The following is a 14,882-nucleotide window of genomic DNA, read 5'->3' on the forward strand; positions in this document are numbered from 1 at the left end:
CAAAAATAAAATTTAATTCTGACATGCATTGCAAAAATAAGTGCTACGACCATTTTGTCGTATAAGTGTTATGATATTGTTGCAGATTCTGCAAGGTTTTTGCACTTTACCATATACGTAAAAGTTATTTTGAAAGTATCCAGCAGATCCAGATGGTTGTGCATAATCTTTCAGTGTTGAACCACCAGCAGCAATTGCATCACTCAGAGTATTTTTTATTTCGATAGCAAGTTTTTCGCACTCTATATATGTTAAATCTTGTGCTAGCCTAAGTGGTGATATGCGAGCTCTAAATAAGCTCTCAGAAGCATATATGTTACCTACGCCAACTATTAGCTTATTATTCATTAATACTGATTTGATATTTGCTTTTCTGTTCTTTAGCAACTTCTGTAAATAATGTCCGTCAAATTCATCTGTGAGGGGTTCTATTCCTAGGTTATTAAAAAAATTTAGTTCTTGCTCTCTGTTTAAAACAATCACTAATCCAAACCTTCTTGGGTCATTAAAGATTAGTGAAGTGTTGTCAGAAAATAAGAATATCACATGATCATGTTTGTTCTGTGCTTGATTGTCTTCAACATATATAAGCTTTCCGCTCATGCCAAGGTGTATGATTACAGCCATACTAGCATCTATATTCGAGATTATATATTTACCTCTACGCTTGATATCATTTATAACTTTGCCCTTTAGCAAATCATCAATATTTTTTGTTATTGGTACACGCAAATTCCAATTATTGACTGTAACATTGCTTATTTTCTTATTTTTGATTTTATCAAATAAGAAGTTAGAGATGACTTCCACTTCTGGGAGTTCTGGCATGATACCTCCTTCAAAACTTAAGTTTCTGATGGTAATTTTGTTGTTAAAGCTTCCTCAAATACGTTTGGGTATTCTGCAGCGCTTTCTCCTAAAAATTCCTCACCACAAACAAATTTTGGAAGGGGTCTGCTTTGTCTACTCTGTTGCTGTTTTTTTCTTTTTAGAATATTTTGCTTTAAAGCTTTTGCCAATCTTTTTCTCTCTTCTTCTTTTTCCTTATTTTTTTTCATGTTATTCATTATCATAATACGTGAACTTGCCGTTGTAGCTCAGGTGGTAGAGTACGTCATTGGTAATGACGAGGTCCCAAGTTCGAATCTTGGTAACGGCAGTTTAGAGGACGATATTCATAAAGTCAATCCTCTAGATGCTAATTAGATTATAGAAAAACGTCTAGTAAATACCTTTTATACACTACCATTAAGCTGCTTTTTCAGTATTACTATTCAATAATACCTGCCGTAATTTTTCTTTAGAAAATCCATGCATTAAGAGAAATTGTATAATCCTTTGCCAAAAATCCCTCACAATATACTGAAGGATTATTAAAACTTACGTTGGCAGGGTTAAACCTGTTACCATAACTTCCCCCACCACAAATATTTTCATAACAACACTGCTTACAATCGTCAGGCCTGTTTTCCATATCACTCAAAAAGTTATTAAAAAATTTATCTGATGAGAACTTAGCCCAACTAGTATTGCTTATGTTATATTCAACAAACTTATGAGGGACACATGTTCTCAAATCATCTAGTGGGCCGAGATTACCATTATTGGAAACACATATTAACGGTAATACAAAAGGACTTCTTTTGCCAAATCCTTCAACTCTTGAATAATTACCGTAAAATAGCTCTAATGAAAAGTTATATAGAAATTTCTCTATCCTTTTTATGATAGTTCTCAGTCAGGTCTTCTTTTATCTTATCTGCCCAGCATATATTACCATGCCCTCCACCATCTCTATCAAACTGACAATGGCTATTGTGATTATTTCTACCATGAAAATTATCTGAAAGCTTTTCTATTCTTTTAAGTATGACACTACTACTAACTTGACCGATATTAGCGCTAAGAAGCTCTAATAATAAATTCACTTGTTTTTCTTTATTGTTTACCATAATTATTTTGCCTTAAAATAGCAAAGTCTAGGTTTACTATAGCTTTTGTCAAGCATTTATCTGAGCTATTTATATATTGGAGTGCTACTCGTCATTTTATTTGCTTTCAAATGTATAACTTTCGGTATCTTGTTTTCAAGGACTTTTAACTTAATATTACCACTATTAAAGTCAATACTATAACACTTTAGTTCTTGACCATTCTTGAGTCCCATATTATGGCAATCACTACCTAATTTAACCCACGTATTTTTTGTAGCTCTAGACTTCTGGTTAAGTTAAAGCATATATCACTATACTTATCAGTATCTTGGAAAGTTAAATTTTTATTGAGTAATCTACTAGGTAACAAACTGAGAAGTATGCTAGAATCTCTTATAGAGGCTATGATGTCGTTTATAAAAGACTCTGGTAAGTAGTGTTTTAAATGACTTGCAAATAAGTCAACATTAAAATTAACTTGCTTTGAAGTTATTTCACTTATTATACTATTTACAGTAGTTAATAAGTTATACCTTCCATTACTAACCTCATTTAATTTCTCATCAATTATCATTGCAAGAATAAAACCTCTGTTATAGCTCAACATGCTTATGTTTTGATCAAGTAAATGCTTTTGATTTATTTTTTCGAAATCAATATTAGGTATTAAAGAATTAAAATACTCTTTTAAAGTAATATTAATTATTTTTAAGTACTCATCTTTATCAATAAGTTTCGTGTCAAGTAAGGTTTTCACTCCATAAAATTCCGTAAATCCTTCAAAAAACCACTTATATTTTATTTCATTTTTCTTATCGTTGTCTTGCTCTATTATATGTCCTATATATCTGTGAATTAATTCATGTGATATCACTCTAGTATAATCTTTGATATTTTTTTTAAGCTTCCCTCAATAATTACATAGTCCTTTCCTGCAGCACCTGTAGTTCTACTAAGATTGGGATTATCAACAAGTACTATATTATACGGCTTACTTTCTAGTATGAATAAGTTATCTTGAGCTAAGATAATTTTATTAATAATATTTACAAGACTGATACTATTATGAGCATTGGTATAAAGCTTATTTCTTTTATCAAGATCAAAACTTCTAAAATTGTCAGTTCTAATAATTTTTTCTATATTATCAAAAGGTTTTCTAAAAGGTAAAAAATTAGGTAAGTTTTTTAAATGTGATGAAGAGTTACCTAAAGCAATAGCAGAATGCATATACTGAATGTATATAAGGAAAAAACAAATAATATAATTTAATAGACTGTGTACATTTTTAAGCTTAATGTTTGCCATAAATAAAACAGGACATTGAGAAGTGTAAGTAATTACGATTAAGCAAATATAATTTATTGCTAAGTAGGTGATAAGGATAATTTTAATTATCTCTTTAAAACTTTACTCTTCCCATATTATTGAACACCTTATAATAAAGACTGAGAAGAAAGTTACAAAGGATTGTATATTCTTATCATCATAGCGCTGTTACTACAGTAATAACACTAAGAATAACTATAAGTTTCTTTGAATGATAGTTGAATTTTGATTGAAATTTTGAGGCTATAAAAACCGCAGGTACCAGTTGGTTTTTATTAGCTAAAGTAAACGTCAAATATCTGGAATTCTGGACATAAAATCCTCCTTTGAAAAAAAAGATTAGAAAAAAATGCAATGCACATACGACAGAAATTAAGTATGTGTGTATGCACCCACATACGCTGAAGAGGATACGCTACATTTTTTTATGAGTTTGATTGTTTAATAAAAAAAAGTCTGCAGACAAAGATAAATTTTTGAGCTCTAAAAGTATCTCTAATTGTCATTATAATCAGATTTAGAATATGCGGAAGTAATTTTTTAGCTATAAGAATATATTATAGAAAAAAGGAACCCAAAAGTTAGCGTTATTGGTAATCCAACTTGGTGTAACGGCACTGTAGACCTTACAATAAAGACTGAGAGGAAAGTTACAAAGGAAGATTATCATGCTTCTTCCATATCCTTTCTACTTTCTTGTTTTTAAGCAGCTCTAGTGCTTTGTGAAAGTGATGCCTTGTTTTACTTGGCACTATAATGTCATCAATGTATCCATGTGATGCAGCAAAAAATGGATTAGCAAATTTCTCTTTATATTCTTTGATTAACGTTTGCTGGTCTTTTTCATGCCTAAATATAATTTCAACTGCACTTTCAGGGCCCATTACAGCTATTTCAGCGGTTGGCCAAGCATAATTTATATCACCTTTTAAGTGTTTTGAGTTCATAACAATATATGCACCACCATACGCTTTTCTAGTGATAAGACTAATTTTCGGCACGGTCGCTTCAGCGTAAGCGTAAAGCAGTTTCGCTCCGTGTTGTATTATATTATTGTATTCTTGATTTGTACCTGGCAGGAAACCTGGAACATCAATAAGTGTGATGATGGGAATGTTAAATGCGTCACAAAATCTTACAAACCTCGCAGCTTTTCTTGAAGAGTCAATATCTAAGCATCCTGCAAGGTGCATAGGTTGATTTGCAACAACACCAATAGTACTTCCTCCAATTCTGCCAAAGCCAATTATGATGTTACGAGCAAAATCGGGTTTTAGTTCAAAAAATTTCCTTTCATCACACACCTTTTCAATGAGTTCATACATATCATAAGGAGTATTAGGATTACTAGGCACTAGAGTGTTCAAAGATTCATCAACATCATCAATTAAGTTGCAGATTGGTACAGATTTCGTTGACTCTTGATTATTTACTGGTAAAAAGGTAAGGAATTCACGGATTCTCAGCAGCATTTCAACATCGTTATTGAACGCAAAATCTGCTACTCCTGTTTTGCTTGTATGAATTTTTGCTCCACCAAGATCTTCGTGGCTTACATCTTCATAGGTAACTTTTTTCACTACATCTGGTCCGGTTATAAACATGTATGAGCTATTTTTTACCATGAAAATAAAATCGGTTAGCGCTGGAGAGTAAACTGCACCGCCAGCACATGGGCCCATGATTAGAGAGATTTGTGGTATAACGCCTGATGCATTTACATTCCTTTGAAAAATTTCTCCGTAACCAGCAAGGGAATTTACTCCCTCTTGAATTCTAGCTCCACCAGAGTCGTTTAGTCCGATAATTGGAATCCTGGCATTAATTGCCATATCCATAATTTTGCATATTTTTTTTGCATGTGATGCACCAAGTGATCCACCAAAGACAGTGAAATCCTGAGAATAAACAAAAACTTTTCTGCCATGAATAGTACCATGGCCAATTACAACTCCATCACCTAAAAAATCAGCATTTTGCATGCCAAAATCAGTTGCGTGATGCTTCACAAACTTATCATACTCTTGAAATGAATTTTCATCGAGCAATATACTCAGCCTTTCTCTAGCGGTTAGCTTTCCTTTTTCATGTTGCTTGTTAACTCTATCAGGACCTCCTCCTTTTTCGGCTTCTAATGTTTTGATCTTTAGAGTTTCTAGTATTTCAGAGTCTTGCATGTAGTAAAATAACTTTCAAATTGGTTGTAAACTTTATTGAGCTTACAAATCCTATTGATTATACACATACACCGTTACTGCATGCAACGGTGTATGTGTACGATAATTAATGCGCTAGCAATTTCTATTTAATATTTTGAGAATGCTGAGACTCACTAACATTCTGTGCACTTGCACTTGTTACACCTGTTGATGGATTAATTGTTATAACTTCTCTTTCAATTCCTTGTAAGTTTGAAGCCAATGAGACCAATTTTGCTAGAGTCATGTCATTATATTTATCCATCTTCTTATTCTCATAATAGCCAATTTTTATTTTTACAGCTTTGTTTTCCTCGAAGTCCTCAGGACTTATATTATCACTTAAATCAGTACAAAATACGTTACCATTTCCACTAATATTTAAAGCAATACTGCAATCTCTATCACCCACTTTCCAGTTAAATTTAATTATACAAGACTCATTTAGTATTTGATAAAGCCTTACACCATCATCACTTTGTGAAACACGCACCAACCTTTTATCTTCTTGAGATACCAATGTAAAAGCTCCAATTTTTAGATTACTATCCTTCAAGGCTTTACCAGGAAATGAGTTATCAAATTTTAACTCACCTCTGCCTTCTTTTAACGATACCCATGCAGTAAATGATTTATCTTCTTTTCCTCTCAACCTCACATCTATAGAATCATTACCTGTATATTCAGCAATTCCTTTTCGAATTACACTCAGAAATTTCTTAGTTTCTTCATCATTGTCACTCAAAAAAATCCTTATTTGCATGTGACCGGGATTGATCATTGAGATTCTCCAATGCTTTAGCTAAAGTTATATAGTTATATATACGTGTCCTGTTGTTATAAGGTGTCCCTAATTTATAAATTTGAGGAGTTAATTGAGCAACTTGATCGAAATTCATTATTAAAGTTTCATTTGCATTATGCATAGCGCCTCCAATTTTACATAATAAACTTAAGATAAAATATCCTAATTTTAGGATAGGTATATAATCTATCAAGTCAATAGTTAAATTAAAAAATTTTGATTATAATTTACTATTTATAAAATACGCTCTTAAACTATGCTGAAAATAGTCATAATAGGCCTTCCAAATGCAGGCAAGTCAACTCTTTTTAATAGGTTGGTGAGAAGAAAAGCAGCGGTGGTTAGTGACATTCCAGGAGTAACGAGAGATAGGCGTGAAGGAATTGGAAGAATTAGTGATTTAGAGTTTAAAGTTATAGATACAGGAGGATGGAATGACCAAACCAGTTTTTCACTACAAGTTATTGAACAAATAGAGCTTTCTTTATTAAGCGCAGATGTAATTTTTTTTCTTGTTGATGCAAGAGTGCAAAATGAGCAGAACAAAGAGTTTGCAAAGTGGCTGAAGAGAAAAACGAACAAACCTGTAATACTAATAGCAAACAAATGCGAAAGTCATAAATCGGAAAACGTTGATTATTTGCAGTTCTTCAACTTCATAGGTCCGGTGTACATCTCAGCCGAACATAATCTTGGTATGATTGATCTTTATGATGCATTAGCTAGTGTTATTGAAGGTCTTAGCAAAGGCACTGAGCTGCCTGAAAGTGAGTCCATTAGACTGAGGATTGCAATCATCGGTCGCCCAAACGTTGGAAAATCAACTTTTTTAAACAGTTTACTTGCAGAAAATAGACTAATAGTAAGCTCAGAACCCGGTACCACGCGTGACTCTGTGGATATTTCATACGACCATAATGGGAAATTAATCACTCTCATCGACACTGCGGGAATCCGCAGAAAGGCAAATGTTGTTGATAACTTAGAATCAAGATTTGTTGAAAAAAGTATAGAGTCAATAAAGCGCTCTCATGTAGTGATTTTAATGTTAGATTCCTTGCTTGGCATTGAGCAGCAGGATTTATCAATTGCTGAAGCTGCAATTAAAGGGGGGAAGGGAATTATCATTGTTTTAAATAAGTGGGATTTAATAGGTAAGGATGACAGAAGTAAGTTAATAAAATTTGTCAAACAACAGGAAGTGACTCGGTTATTTTTGGAAGTGCCAACTGTAACAATTTCTGCATTGAAAGGTATGCGCTGTGGTGATGTGATAGATAAGTGTCTTGAAGTGAGTGAATCCTTAAACAAGAAGATCAGCACTGCAAAACTGAATAATTGGCTAATAGATGCTGTGGAAAAACATTCTCACCCACTTATAAAAGGTAGAGAGATTAAAATGAAGTATATTGCTCAAATTGGCACCAAACCTCCAGCTTTTTCTTTGGTATGCAACGTCCCGGAAAGTGTTGATGAGAGTTATAAACGTTATTTGACTAATGGTCTTAGAAAAAACTTCTTTGTTGAAGGTGTACCAGTTAGATTGCTTTTGAAAAAGAATAAAAACCCCTATGTAAAGTAGATAATCTTGTTTTACTAATAATATACTTTTTTATCTTAGTAATATTATTAATAAGTAAATAATATTACTTAAATAAGTAGTTGATAAATTAATATTATATAGTAAAGTATTAACTTGTTTAGTACTTTTGCTATGAATTATAAAGGACAAGATTTAAGGCCTGGATCTCCACATACTTTCACGGTTGATACACCTTTAGTATTTCAGTGGCTTCCAAAAAGATATGGATACCCGATTCCAGAAAAATATTTGGAAAGATTGAGCAATTGGGCAAAAAGGGAAGATACGTGTGTAGTGAAATTAGTAATAAATGGATCTGGTTTTACTCCTACGCAACGTAAAGAGTTGGAGAATAAAATATCAAACAGAGAGTTTAACCCAAACAAAAACATAGAGCTTATAGACTTTAATGAGCTGGATTTAGGAGAGTATGAATTTAGCTTTCACTTACAAACAGATAAGAAAACAGAACTATCTAAATGTCCTTTATACACTGTATCTCAATATTTCAAAGATCTATACTCTATTCCAGAAAGTAAAATTTTGGTGTTGAGATAGACAGTATGCGTATATTTATGTTGTTGGTATTGAAATCTCCTATGATCTATTTTGATTTTGATATCTTACCTAAAGAAGATAAGAAAGTTGGTGAGATTCAGGCTGTGCATGGCTTTTTGGTTGCTGAAAATGACAGAAAAGGTTATGACTATGATGGTATAGCAAGTATTGAAAATGCTATCATTGCTCTAAGCGATGCTGGTAGAGTAAAAATTATGGAAATTTACAATGAAGTAAAGAATAAGTTTCAAAAAGATTATCCTTTGTTTAAGTTATCAGAACATGAGATTTACAAAATTATGGAAGAGATAGTATATTTCACTCTTTCTAATGACGTTCTTCTTCTTATATCTAGCTATCAAGATTCTAACAAACGTTACAACAGACGTTTGGAAGAAGCAAGATTGCTTATGCAAGAAACATTTGGGTTTAAAACCAATGGAGGAGAAGTTGATATTCAATATGACAATAGCTGGACGAAAAACAAGGATGAATTGTATACCAAAGAAGAAATTGCAAAAATAGATAGTGATACTAGGGTTGTAACTAGTATGCAAACTAAATCAGTATCTAGCTGTGAATACATGCATAGAGGCTAGATAAAAAAGTTATAGAGTGATATGTGTCGCTTTATAATTATATAGAACATTATTAAACAAAAGTTGACTTTTTCGGTTGTTGTGGTAATTCGTTAATTATGTCAGATATAAATAACAGTTCTACAATCTTTTTGCTGTCAAGTGCCGCTGCTCTGATTTTTGCATATGTGCTAGAGTATTTCTTCAATATGCTACAATGCAAGTTATGCATATACGAGCGAGTAGTTTACTATGTTACAGGGCTACTTGCAGTTGCGTACATGTTCAAAGACAACAAAATCCTAATCTATGCGATGTTTTGCAGCTATCTCATTGGTGCAATAATATCTTTTTATCATGTAGGTCTTGAACTCCACTTATTTCATGATGTTTTAGGCTGTACAGAGCAAGCAAGTGGTAACGTTAGCATAGAAGAGTTGAGAAATAATCTATTAAACCCCAATTACTCTCCGTCTTGTGACAGGCCTCATTATATTTTTGGTGTTTCATTAGCAACATGGAATCTTATTTATCTTATAGTAGCCCTGTTTGTATCAGGTAGGATATATTGTAAAGAAAGAAATTTAAGGCACAATTGGTGCAAAAAGTAGCAAGAGTAGATGCTGCATTTGTACACCGCTTAGTTGTCACCCAGTTTCCGCAATTTAAAGATCTGTCTATCTGCCAAATCGTGCCCGGTGGATGGGACAATAGAACATTTCGTCTGGGTGATCACATGCTTGTACGTATGCCAAGCGCTGCAAAGTATGCAATGCAGGTGGAAAAGGAACAAAAGTGGTTACCCAGGTTGGCACCTTTACTGCCACTTTCAATTCCAAAGCCTTTGGCAATGGGAGAGTCGTGTGAGGGTTACCCATGGCAATGGTCTATTTACCAATGGATTGATGGCAACACCGCTGCATCTGTGCACATAGCAGATCTGAATAACTTTGCAACCAGCCTTGCTCAATTTCTCGCTGCTTTACAACGCATAGATACTACAGATGGGCCTCTTCCCGGACCACATAATTTCTATCGTGGAGGGGTACTAACAACCTATAATTCTGAGACAAAGCAAGCAATTGCCGTTCTAAAAGATAGAATAGATGCCAATGCTGCAATCGAGCTCTGGGAAGCAGCGCTAGCAAGCGCTTGGAAAGGTTTGCCAGTGTGGGTCCATGGTGACGTTAGCGCTGGCAACCTATTGGTGCAAGAAGGAAAATTGAGTGCCGTCATTGATTTTGGAGGATTGGGGATCGGCGATCCCGCTTGCGATCTAATGATTGCTTGGACGCTGCTTAGAGGAGAAAGCCGAAAAATCTTCCGTGCAATGCTTCCGTTGGATGCTAGCACTTGGACTCGTGGCCGTGCCTGGGCTTTATGGAAGGCTCTTGCTGATATTACCACAAACACGAACGCTGTCGAAACTTGGCACACTATTAATGAAGTGTTTAGAGATTATAAACGCAATTCATAAAGTATATTTGTATGAACATTGTGATTTGAGAGCAATCTCCACTAGAAAGGATGTAATCTCAGTATTGAAATCCAGTTTTTTTATCAAAAAATTTTTTGTATAAGGAAGGTGTCATACTAGTCACAGCTGTACGAACATTGTGATTTGGGCTAAAAAGATGCGAGTAGCCCCTTCGGTGTCATCTTATGTTTTTGTCATCCCAGTGCCCAGATACTGGGGTCCAGAACAGGTAATAAGAAGTGCTGGAATGACATCCTGAAATTTTAGCTACAAATATTAAGAAATTTACCAAATAGAAAAAAGGCAAAAGAATCCCTATATAGCGAGTTTTAATAATGTAAATTGATAATGTGCTAACAAGCGTGTTTTGGCTGAAGTAGAAAAAATTTAAAAAACATGTAGCCGCTATAATTTTTATGTAATCTGCCAATAAATATCTGAGTTTTTTACTGAATTTTGTTGTTAAATCTGCAGAGATTAAAAACAAGGATAAATACTCTTATTGATATAAGAAGAAAAGTGGGAAGGTTTGTCAAGCCGCTTCTATGCACCTGAGCATTGATCATACGGGTTCCATCTGTTATATATAGTCTTTTGCACACGAAAAAAACTGATGAATGAGTATGATATTACAGTTATAGGCAGCGGTCCTGGTGGTTATATAGCAGCAATTAGAGCGGCGCAGCTTGGACTTAAAACTGCAATTGTTGAAAAGGAGGAAAATTTGGGTGGTATATGCTTAAATTGGGGATGTATACCAACAAAATCGCTACTTAGAGCATCTGAAATTTATAGATTAATAAGAAGATCAGAAGAATTTGGCATAAAAGTAAAGGATGCAAGTTTTGATATACAATCAATGGTGAAATATTCAAGGAACGTTGTTGGCAAGCTATCAAGTGGTGTTGAGTATTTGATGAAAAAAAATAACATCAAAGTCCATCAAGGCTTCGGTAAACTTGCAGGTAATCGTACTATAAAAATTCTTAATGACAAAAAGGAGGAGGAAATTTCTTCCAAGCATATCATTTTAGCAACAGGTGTAAGGGCAAGAAATCTTCCTGGAATCGAAGTAGATGGAGATTTAATATGGAATGCGCAGCACGCTATGACTCCAAAGAAGTTACCAAAATCTCTACTAATCATAGGTTCTGGTGCGATAGGAATAGAGTTTGCAAGTTTTTATAGTACTTTGGGAGTTGATGTAACAATTATAGAAGTAAAAGACACTATTTTGCCGCTGGAAGATAAAGATATTTCAAATTTAGCACAAGAAATATTCACAAAACAAAGGATAAAAATATATACAAACAGTAGCGTAAAAGCTTTGACTAAAAATAAAGACTTTGCTCAAGTGTTACTAAGTAGTGGTGAGAGCAAAGAATTTGATAGGGTGATTGTTGCAGTTGGCGTGCAAGCAAACACTGAAAATATAGGTTTAGAAAATACAAAAATTAAGTTGAGTCCTTCTGGTTTCATTGAAACGAATGAGTGGTATGAAACAAGTGAATCAAGTGTGTATGCAATAGGTGATGTAGCTGGTCCCCCATGTTTAGCGCATAAAGCAAGTCATGAAGCTGTAATCTGTGTTGAGAAAATTGCCGGTAAAAATGCTCATAAGTTAAAAAAAGAGTGCATACCAAATTGCACTTACTCTCATCCGCAAGTAGCAAGCGTTGGCCTTACTGAGGAACAGGCAATAAAAAGTGGATACGATATAAAAGTAGGAAAATTTCACTCCAACTTTAATGGTAAATCTATTGCACTAAGTGAAACTGAAGGTTTAGTGAAAACAATTATAGACAAAAAAACAGGCGAACTTCTGGGTAGCCACATGATAGGAGCGGAAGTAACAGAGTTAATTAGCAATTTTGCTCTTGCAAAGCAACTAGAAGGAACAGACTTCGACATAAAATCTACGATTTTTCCTCATCCAACTATTTCGGAAATTATACACGAATCAGTACTTGCTGCAGATGATGAATCGTTAAATAGTTAAGCTAACGATCCATTGTTTTAGAGCTACAATTATCCTGATTAGGCGATTCAATTCTAATAGATTGATTACCAATATCAGATTTTTCTAACTTTTCTTTTAACCCTTCAGCTGCTTCTTTCACTTCAAGCTTTTTTTCCTGATTAAGATCCTCTGGGCTTTTTCTTTTACTGTCTAAACCTTGTTGTCTATCAATATTTTTATTGAGTTGTTCTTGCTGAGGTAGATCAACAACTGAGTTAAAAAGAGCTTTTATTATGTTTTTTAATAAACCTCCGCTTCTGCTTTGCTCTTGAGGCTTATTTTTTACGTTAGATTCTTTTTTACTGTCACTATTTTTAGGCATTTTTAACTCAACTATCATAAAGCTTGATAAAATTTTACATGCAAAGTATTAAAAAATAATTAACAATCTATTATCAAATTGCTATTTACAGATGGATATTATTCTAGCAACAGGCGGTACAGGTGGGCATGTTTTTCCAGCTATAACCTTAGCAAAAGCACTAAAGGTACAAGGGCACAATTGTATATTATTCAATGATCAAAAAACCATCAATATAGAAAGTTATATTTTACCATTGTGCAAGCCAAGTGGCAACAAATTGAAGTTTCTCTTTTTGTTAATGTATAGTTGTGTATTAGCACTGTATCAAACGAGAAAATTAAAACCAAAGCTAATCATTGGTTTTGGTAGCTACGCTTCTTTTCCAACTCTTCTTGCAGCAAAGATTCTTTCTATACCTATAGTTTTACATGAACAAAACACAGTTTTAGGGAGAGTAAATAGATTCTTTTTCAAGAGTGCAAAATTAATTGCAACTAGCTTTCCAGAGACTAAGTATGCAGAAGGTAGTAAATGCGTTTTTACAGGAAATTTTGTCGATATAGAAGCACAAGGCTATTCTAGAGCTGAAACAGTTTTAAACGTGTTAATAATAGCAGGCAGTCAGGGTGCAAATTTTTTTGATGATGTAGTGAGCAGCGTAATTTGTGATCTACCTGTTGAAGTAAAAGAGAGGATTAGAGTAACGCAGCAATGTACGAAGAAAAATATAAACAAGGTCAAGAGTCTATACAAAAGTGAAGGAATTGATTGTGAGTTAAGTGAGTTTTTCGATGATATGGAAAATAAACTGGCCAATGCTCATTTGGTAATTAGCAGAGCGGGGGCAACTTCAATAGCAGAGATTACTCTTGCTGAGCGTCCTGCTGTATATATTCCTTATCCTCACTCAAAAGATAACCATCAATTTTATAATGCAAAACATATTGAAGATTCGGGAGCAGCTGTAATGGTTGAGCAAAATAGTAACGCGAAAAAGAATCTAGGAGAGTTGCTAGTTGATTTATTGCAAAATTGTCAAAAATTGCGTGATATGGCTAATAATACTAAGAAAACAAGAATAAGGAATGGAGTTACTGAATTTATTAAGGCAATAGCTCAAGAACTTAGTTGACGAATTGCTTTTTCTTCAAATGCATCCCATAGTTCTTTTTCTAGTGATTTACTATACAACTTATTGATATAAACTACTCCCGTAGGCGAAGTTGTGTTAATTTCAAGAAGGAAGTCATCTATAATATCAATACCAACAAATATTAGCCCTCTTTTCTTTAGCTCAGGACCGATTTTATTACATATTTCAGTGTCTCTATCATTCATTTCAATAGATTCAAAACTTGCTCCAAGCCTCATATTTGTTCTGATTTCTCCGCTAGACTTTGGAACTCGCTTCATTACTCCTATTGGCTTTCCATCCAGTAGCAGTATTCTTTTATCTGTATTTATCTTTTTACAAAATGCTTGTGCAATTACAGGACATTCATATTTTGCAATCATGAGATCGACTACCACTTGAATGCTATTTTGGTCTTGTATTCTTATTACGTCATTTCCTCCATAGCTATATAGTGGTTTCAAGATGATATCTTGATAGTCGTGACAAAAATTTCTAATCATCGATATATTTTCAGTGATCAAAGTTGGAGGAATTAGCTCTAGAAATAGTGAAGTAATTAATTTTTCAGGACAGTTTCTTATTTCTGTTGGATTATTTATTACTAACGCAGTAGTCTTTTCTAAGATATAGGTTGTTGTAATGTACCGCATATCAAAAGGTGGGTCATGCCTGATAAGTATGATATCCATTTCATTCAAATCTATAGTTACATCTTCTTTAGAAGTAAAACCAAAATCATCAACGCTGACTTTCTGAGCAAGAGCAATTGACTGATTTAACTTGAGTGCTAGATTATTAGGAACATAGACAAAAATTTCGTGCTTTCTCCTCTGCGCTTCTTTTATTAATGCAAATGTAGTATCAGTTTCAAAATTTATATTTTCATCCATTTGAAAAGCTACTTTCATTTATCCTCCCTTCCTATTACAATATACTATAGTACCATAAAAGTGTTAATAATG

The 14,882-nt window shown here is 33.7% G+C and carries 18 protein-coding genes and 1 tRNA gene; 8 read left to right on the forward strand and 11 right to left on the reverse strand.

Features of this window, described 5'->3' with window-relative positions; all coding sequences use genetic code 11:
* Nucleotides 1–12 precede the first annotated feature (12 nt).
* Nucleotides 13–828, reverse strand: a complete 816-nt coding sequence (gene mutM / locus OPR29_RS05350) for a bifunctional DNA-formamidopyrimidine glycosylase/DNA-(apurinic or apyrimidinic site) lyase (protein WP_007302281.1) — start codon at nucleotides 826–828, stop codon at nucleotides 13–15.
* 17 nt (nucleotides 829–845) lie between these two features.
* Nucleotides 846–1,058 (reverse strand): hypothetical protein, encoded by a 213-nt coding sequence (locus OPR29_RS05355; RefSeq protein WP_149168766.1) that lies wholly within the window; start codon nucleotides 1,056–1,058, stop codon nucleotides 846–848.
* Nucleotides 1,059–1,086: 28 nt separating this feature from the next.
* On the opposite strand from OPR29_RS05355, the gene OPR29_RS05360 reads away from it, so the two are divergent.
* Nucleotides 1,087–1,159: transfer RNA gene (locus tag OPR29_RS05360), tRNA-Thr, on the forward strand.
* A gap of 141 nt (nucleotides 1,160–1,300) precedes the next feature.
* Here the strand turns inward: OPR29_RS05360 and OPR29_RS05365 are convergent.
* The 7 genes from OPR29_RS05365 to OPR29_RS05395 all read right to left on the reverse strand — a co-directional run bounded on the left by OPR29_RS05365 (nucleotide 1,301) and on the right by OPR29_RS05395 (nucleotide 6,206).
* The gene (locus tag OPR29_RS05365; protein ID WP_265025175.1) at nucleotides 1,301–1,576 is read right to left on the reverse strand and encodes a hypothetical protein; all 276 of its coding nucleotides are present in this window, start codon (nucleotides 1,574–1,576) and stop codon (nucleotides 1,301–1,303) included.
* 121 nt (nucleotides 1,577–1,697) lie between these two features.
* Nucleotides 1,698–1,952 carry a hypothetical protein gene (locus tag OPR29_RS05370; RefSeq protein ID WP_265025176.1) on the reverse strand — a complete coding sequence of 85 codons (255 nt, stop codon included), beginning with the start codon at nucleotides 1,950–1,952 and terminating at the stop codon, nucleotides 1,698–1,700.
* Between the two features lie 65 nt (nucleotides 1,953–2,017).
* Nucleotides 2,018–2,167 carry a hypothetical protein gene (locus OPR29_RS05375; protein WP_265025177.1) on the reverse strand — a complete coding sequence of 50 codons (150 nt, stop codon included), beginning with the start codon at nucleotides 2,165–2,167 and terminating at the stop codon, nucleotides 2,018–2,020.
* 17 nt (nucleotides 2,168–2,184) lie between these two features.
* Nucleotides 2,185–2,808, reverse strand: a complete 624-nt coding sequence (locus tag OPR29_RS05380) for a M61 family metallopeptidase (protein WP_265025178.1) — start codon at nucleotides 2,806–2,808, stop codon at nucleotides 2,185–2,187.
* The gene (locus tag OPR29_RS05385; RefSeq protein WP_254230006.1) at nucleotides 2,805–3,164 is read right to left on the reverse strand and encodes a hypothetical protein; all 360 of its coding nucleotides are present in this window, start codon (nucleotides 3,162–3,164) and stop codon (nucleotides 2,805–2,807) included. The genes OPR29_RS05380 and OPR29_RS05385 overlap by 4 nt, the downstream gene beginning before the upstream one ends.
* Before the next feature lie 749 nt (nucleotides 3,165–3,913).
* A complete protein-coding gene (locus OPR29_RS05390; protein ID WP_265025179.1) occupies nucleotides 3,914–5,440 on the reverse strand; it encodes an acyl-CoA carboxylase subunit beta in 1,527 nt (508 codons plus the stop codon).
* 124 nt (nucleotides 5,441–5,564) lie between these two features.
* Complete coding sequence (locus OPR29_RS05395; RefSeq protein WP_265025180.1) at nucleotides 5,565–6,206, reverse strand: hypothetical protein; 642 nt, start codon at nucleotides 6,204–6,206, stop codon at nucleotides 5,565–5,567.
* Between the two features lie 316 nt (nucleotides 6,207–6,522).
* Here OPR29_RS05395 and der point away from each other — a divergent pair, with 316 nt between their 5' ends.
* The 6 genes from der to lpdA all read left to right on the forward strand — a co-directional run bounded on the left by der (nucleotide 6,523) and on the right by lpdA (nucleotide 12,460).
* Nucleotides 6,523–7,848, forward strand: a complete 1,326-nt coding sequence (der, locus tag OPR29_RS05400; protein WP_265025181.1) for a ribosome biogenesis GTPase Der — start codon at nucleotides 6,523–6,525, stop codon at nucleotides 7,846–7,848.
* Nucleotides 7,849–7,980: 132 nt separating this feature from the next.
* Nucleotides 7,981–8,406, forward strand: coding sequence for a hypothetical protein (locus OPR29_RS05405; RefSeq protein WP_265025182.1), 426 nt, complete (start codon nucleotides 7,981–7,983; stop codon nucleotides 8,404–8,406).
* A 5-nt stretch (nucleotides 8,407–8,411) separates the two neighbouring features.
* On the forward strand, nucleotides 8,412–9,005 hold the full coding sequence (locus tag OPR29_RS05410) for a hypothetical protein (RefSeq protein WP_149168763.1): 594 nt from the start codon (nucleotides 8,412–8,414) through the stop codon (nucleotides 9,003–9,005).
* Nucleotides 9,006–9,103: 98 nt separating this feature from the next.
* Nucleotides 9,104–9,595 carry a disulfide bond formation protein B gene (locus tag OPR29_RS05415; RefSeq protein ID WP_265025183.1) on the forward strand — a complete coding sequence of 164 codons (492 nt, stop codon included), beginning with the start codon at nucleotides 9,104–9,106 and terminating at the stop codon, nucleotides 9,593–9,595.
* Nucleotides 9,583–10,461, forward strand: a complete 879-nt coding sequence (locus OPR29_RS05420; RefSeq protein WP_265025184.1) for an aminoglycoside phosphotransferase family protein — start codon at nucleotides 9,583–9,585, stop codon at nucleotides 10,459–10,461. The genes OPR29_RS05415 and OPR29_RS05420 overlap by 13 nt, the downstream gene beginning before the upstream one ends.
* Before the next feature lie 613 nt (nucleotides 10,462–11,074).
* Nucleotides 11,075–12,460, forward strand: coding sequence for a dihydrolipoyl dehydrogenase (gene lpdA, locus OPR29_RS05425; protein WP_265025185.1), 1,386 nt, complete (start codon nucleotides 11,075–11,077; stop codon nucleotides 12,458–12,460).
* A gap of 1 nt (nucleotide 12,461) precedes the next feature.
* Here the strand turns inward: lpdA and OPR29_RS05430 are convergent, their stop codons facing one another.
* A complete protein-coding gene (locus OPR29_RS05430; protein ID WP_264376009.1) occupies nucleotides 12,462–12,821 on the reverse strand; it encodes a hypothetical protein in 360 nt (119 codons plus the stop codon).
* A 73-nt stretch (nucleotides 12,822–12,894) separates the two neighbouring features.
* On the opposite strand from OPR29_RS05430, the gene OPR29_RS05435 reads away from it, so the two are divergent.
* Nucleotides 12,895–13,917, forward strand: coding sequence for a UDP-N-acetylglucosamine--N-acetylmuramyl-(pentapeptide) pyrophosphoryl-undecaprenol N-acetylglucosamine transferase (locus OPR29_RS05435; protein ID WP_265025186.1), 1,023 nt, complete (start codon nucleotides 12,895–12,897; stop codon nucleotides 13,915–13,917).
* Here OPR29_RS05435 and gshB read toward each other — a convergent pair.
* Complete coding sequence (gshB, locus tag OPR29_RS05440) at nucleotides 13,902–14,828, reverse strand: glutathione synthase (protein ID WP_265025187.1); 927 nt, start codon at nucleotides 14,826–14,828, stop codon at nucleotides 13,902–13,904. The genes OPR29_RS05435 and gshB overlap by 16 nt on opposite strands.
* Between the last annotated feature and the right edge of the window lie 54 nt (nucleotides 14,829–14,882).

Origin of the sequence: Wolbachia endosymbiont (group B) of Pammene fasciana (genome assembly GCF_947251495.1) — a bacterium.
Classification (GTDB): Bacteria; Pseudomonadota; Alphaproteobacteria; order Rickettsiales; family Anaplasmataceae; genus Wolbachia.

Excerpts from the sequence above, each read along its gene's own strand:
- mutM (WP_007302281.1), bottom strand. The coding sequence starts at position 828 with ATGCCAGAACTCCCAGAAGTGGAAGTCATCTCTAACTTCTTATTTGAT.
- OPR29_RS05355 (WP_149168766.1), bottom strand. The coding sequence starts at position 1,058 with ATGAAAAAAAATAAGGAAAAAGAAGAAGAGAGAAAAAGATTGGCAAAA.
- OPR29_RS05370 (WP_265025176.1), bottom strand. The coding sequence starts at position 1,952 with ATGGTAAACAATAAAGAAAAACAAGTGAATTTATTATTAGAGCTTCTT.
- OPR29_RS05375 (WP_265025177.1), bottom strand. The coding sequence starts at position 2,167 with ATGGGACTCAAGAATGGTCAAGAACTAAAGTGTTATAGTATTGACTTT.
- OPR29_RS05385 (WP_254230006.1), bottom strand. The coding sequence starts at position 3,164 with ATGCATTCTGCTATTGCTTTAGGTAACTCTTCATCACATTTAAAAAAC.
- OPR29_RS05390 (WP_265025179.1), bottom strand. The coding sequence starts at position 5,440 with ATGCAAGACTCTGAAATACTAGAAACTCTAAAGATCAAAACATTAGAA.
- der (WP_265025181.1), top strand. The coding sequence starts at position 6,523 with ATGCTGAAAATAGTCATAATAGGCCTTCCAAATGCAGGCAAGTCAACT.
- OPR29_RS05405 (WP_265025182.1), top strand. The coding sequence starts at position 7,981 with ATGAATTATAAAGGACAAGATTTAAGGCCTGGATCTCCACATACTTTC.
- OPR29_RS05410 (WP_149168763.1), top strand. The coding sequence starts at position 8,412 with ATGCGTATATTTATGTTGTTGGTATTGAAATCTCCTATGATCTATTTT.
- OPR29_RS05415 (WP_265025183.1), top strand. The coding sequence starts at position 9,104 with ATGTCAGATATAAATAACAGTTCTACAATCTTTTTGCTGTCAAGTGCC.
- lpdA (WP_265025185.1), top strand. The coding sequence starts at position 11,075 with ATGAATGAGTATGATATTACAGTTATAGGCAGCGGTCCTGGTGGTTAT.
- OPR29_RS05430 (WP_264376009.1), bottom strand. The coding sequence starts at position 12,821 with ATGATAGTTGAGTTAAAAATGCCTAAAAATAGTGACAGTAAAAAAGAA.
- OPR29_RS05435 (WP_265025186.1), top strand. The coding sequence starts at position 12,895 with ATGGATATTATTCTAGCAACAGGCGGTACAGGTGGGCATGTTTTTCCA.
- gshB (WP_265025187.1), bottom strand. The coding sequence starts at position 14,828 with ATGAAAGTAGCTTTTCAAATGGATGAAAATATAAATTTTGAAACTGAT.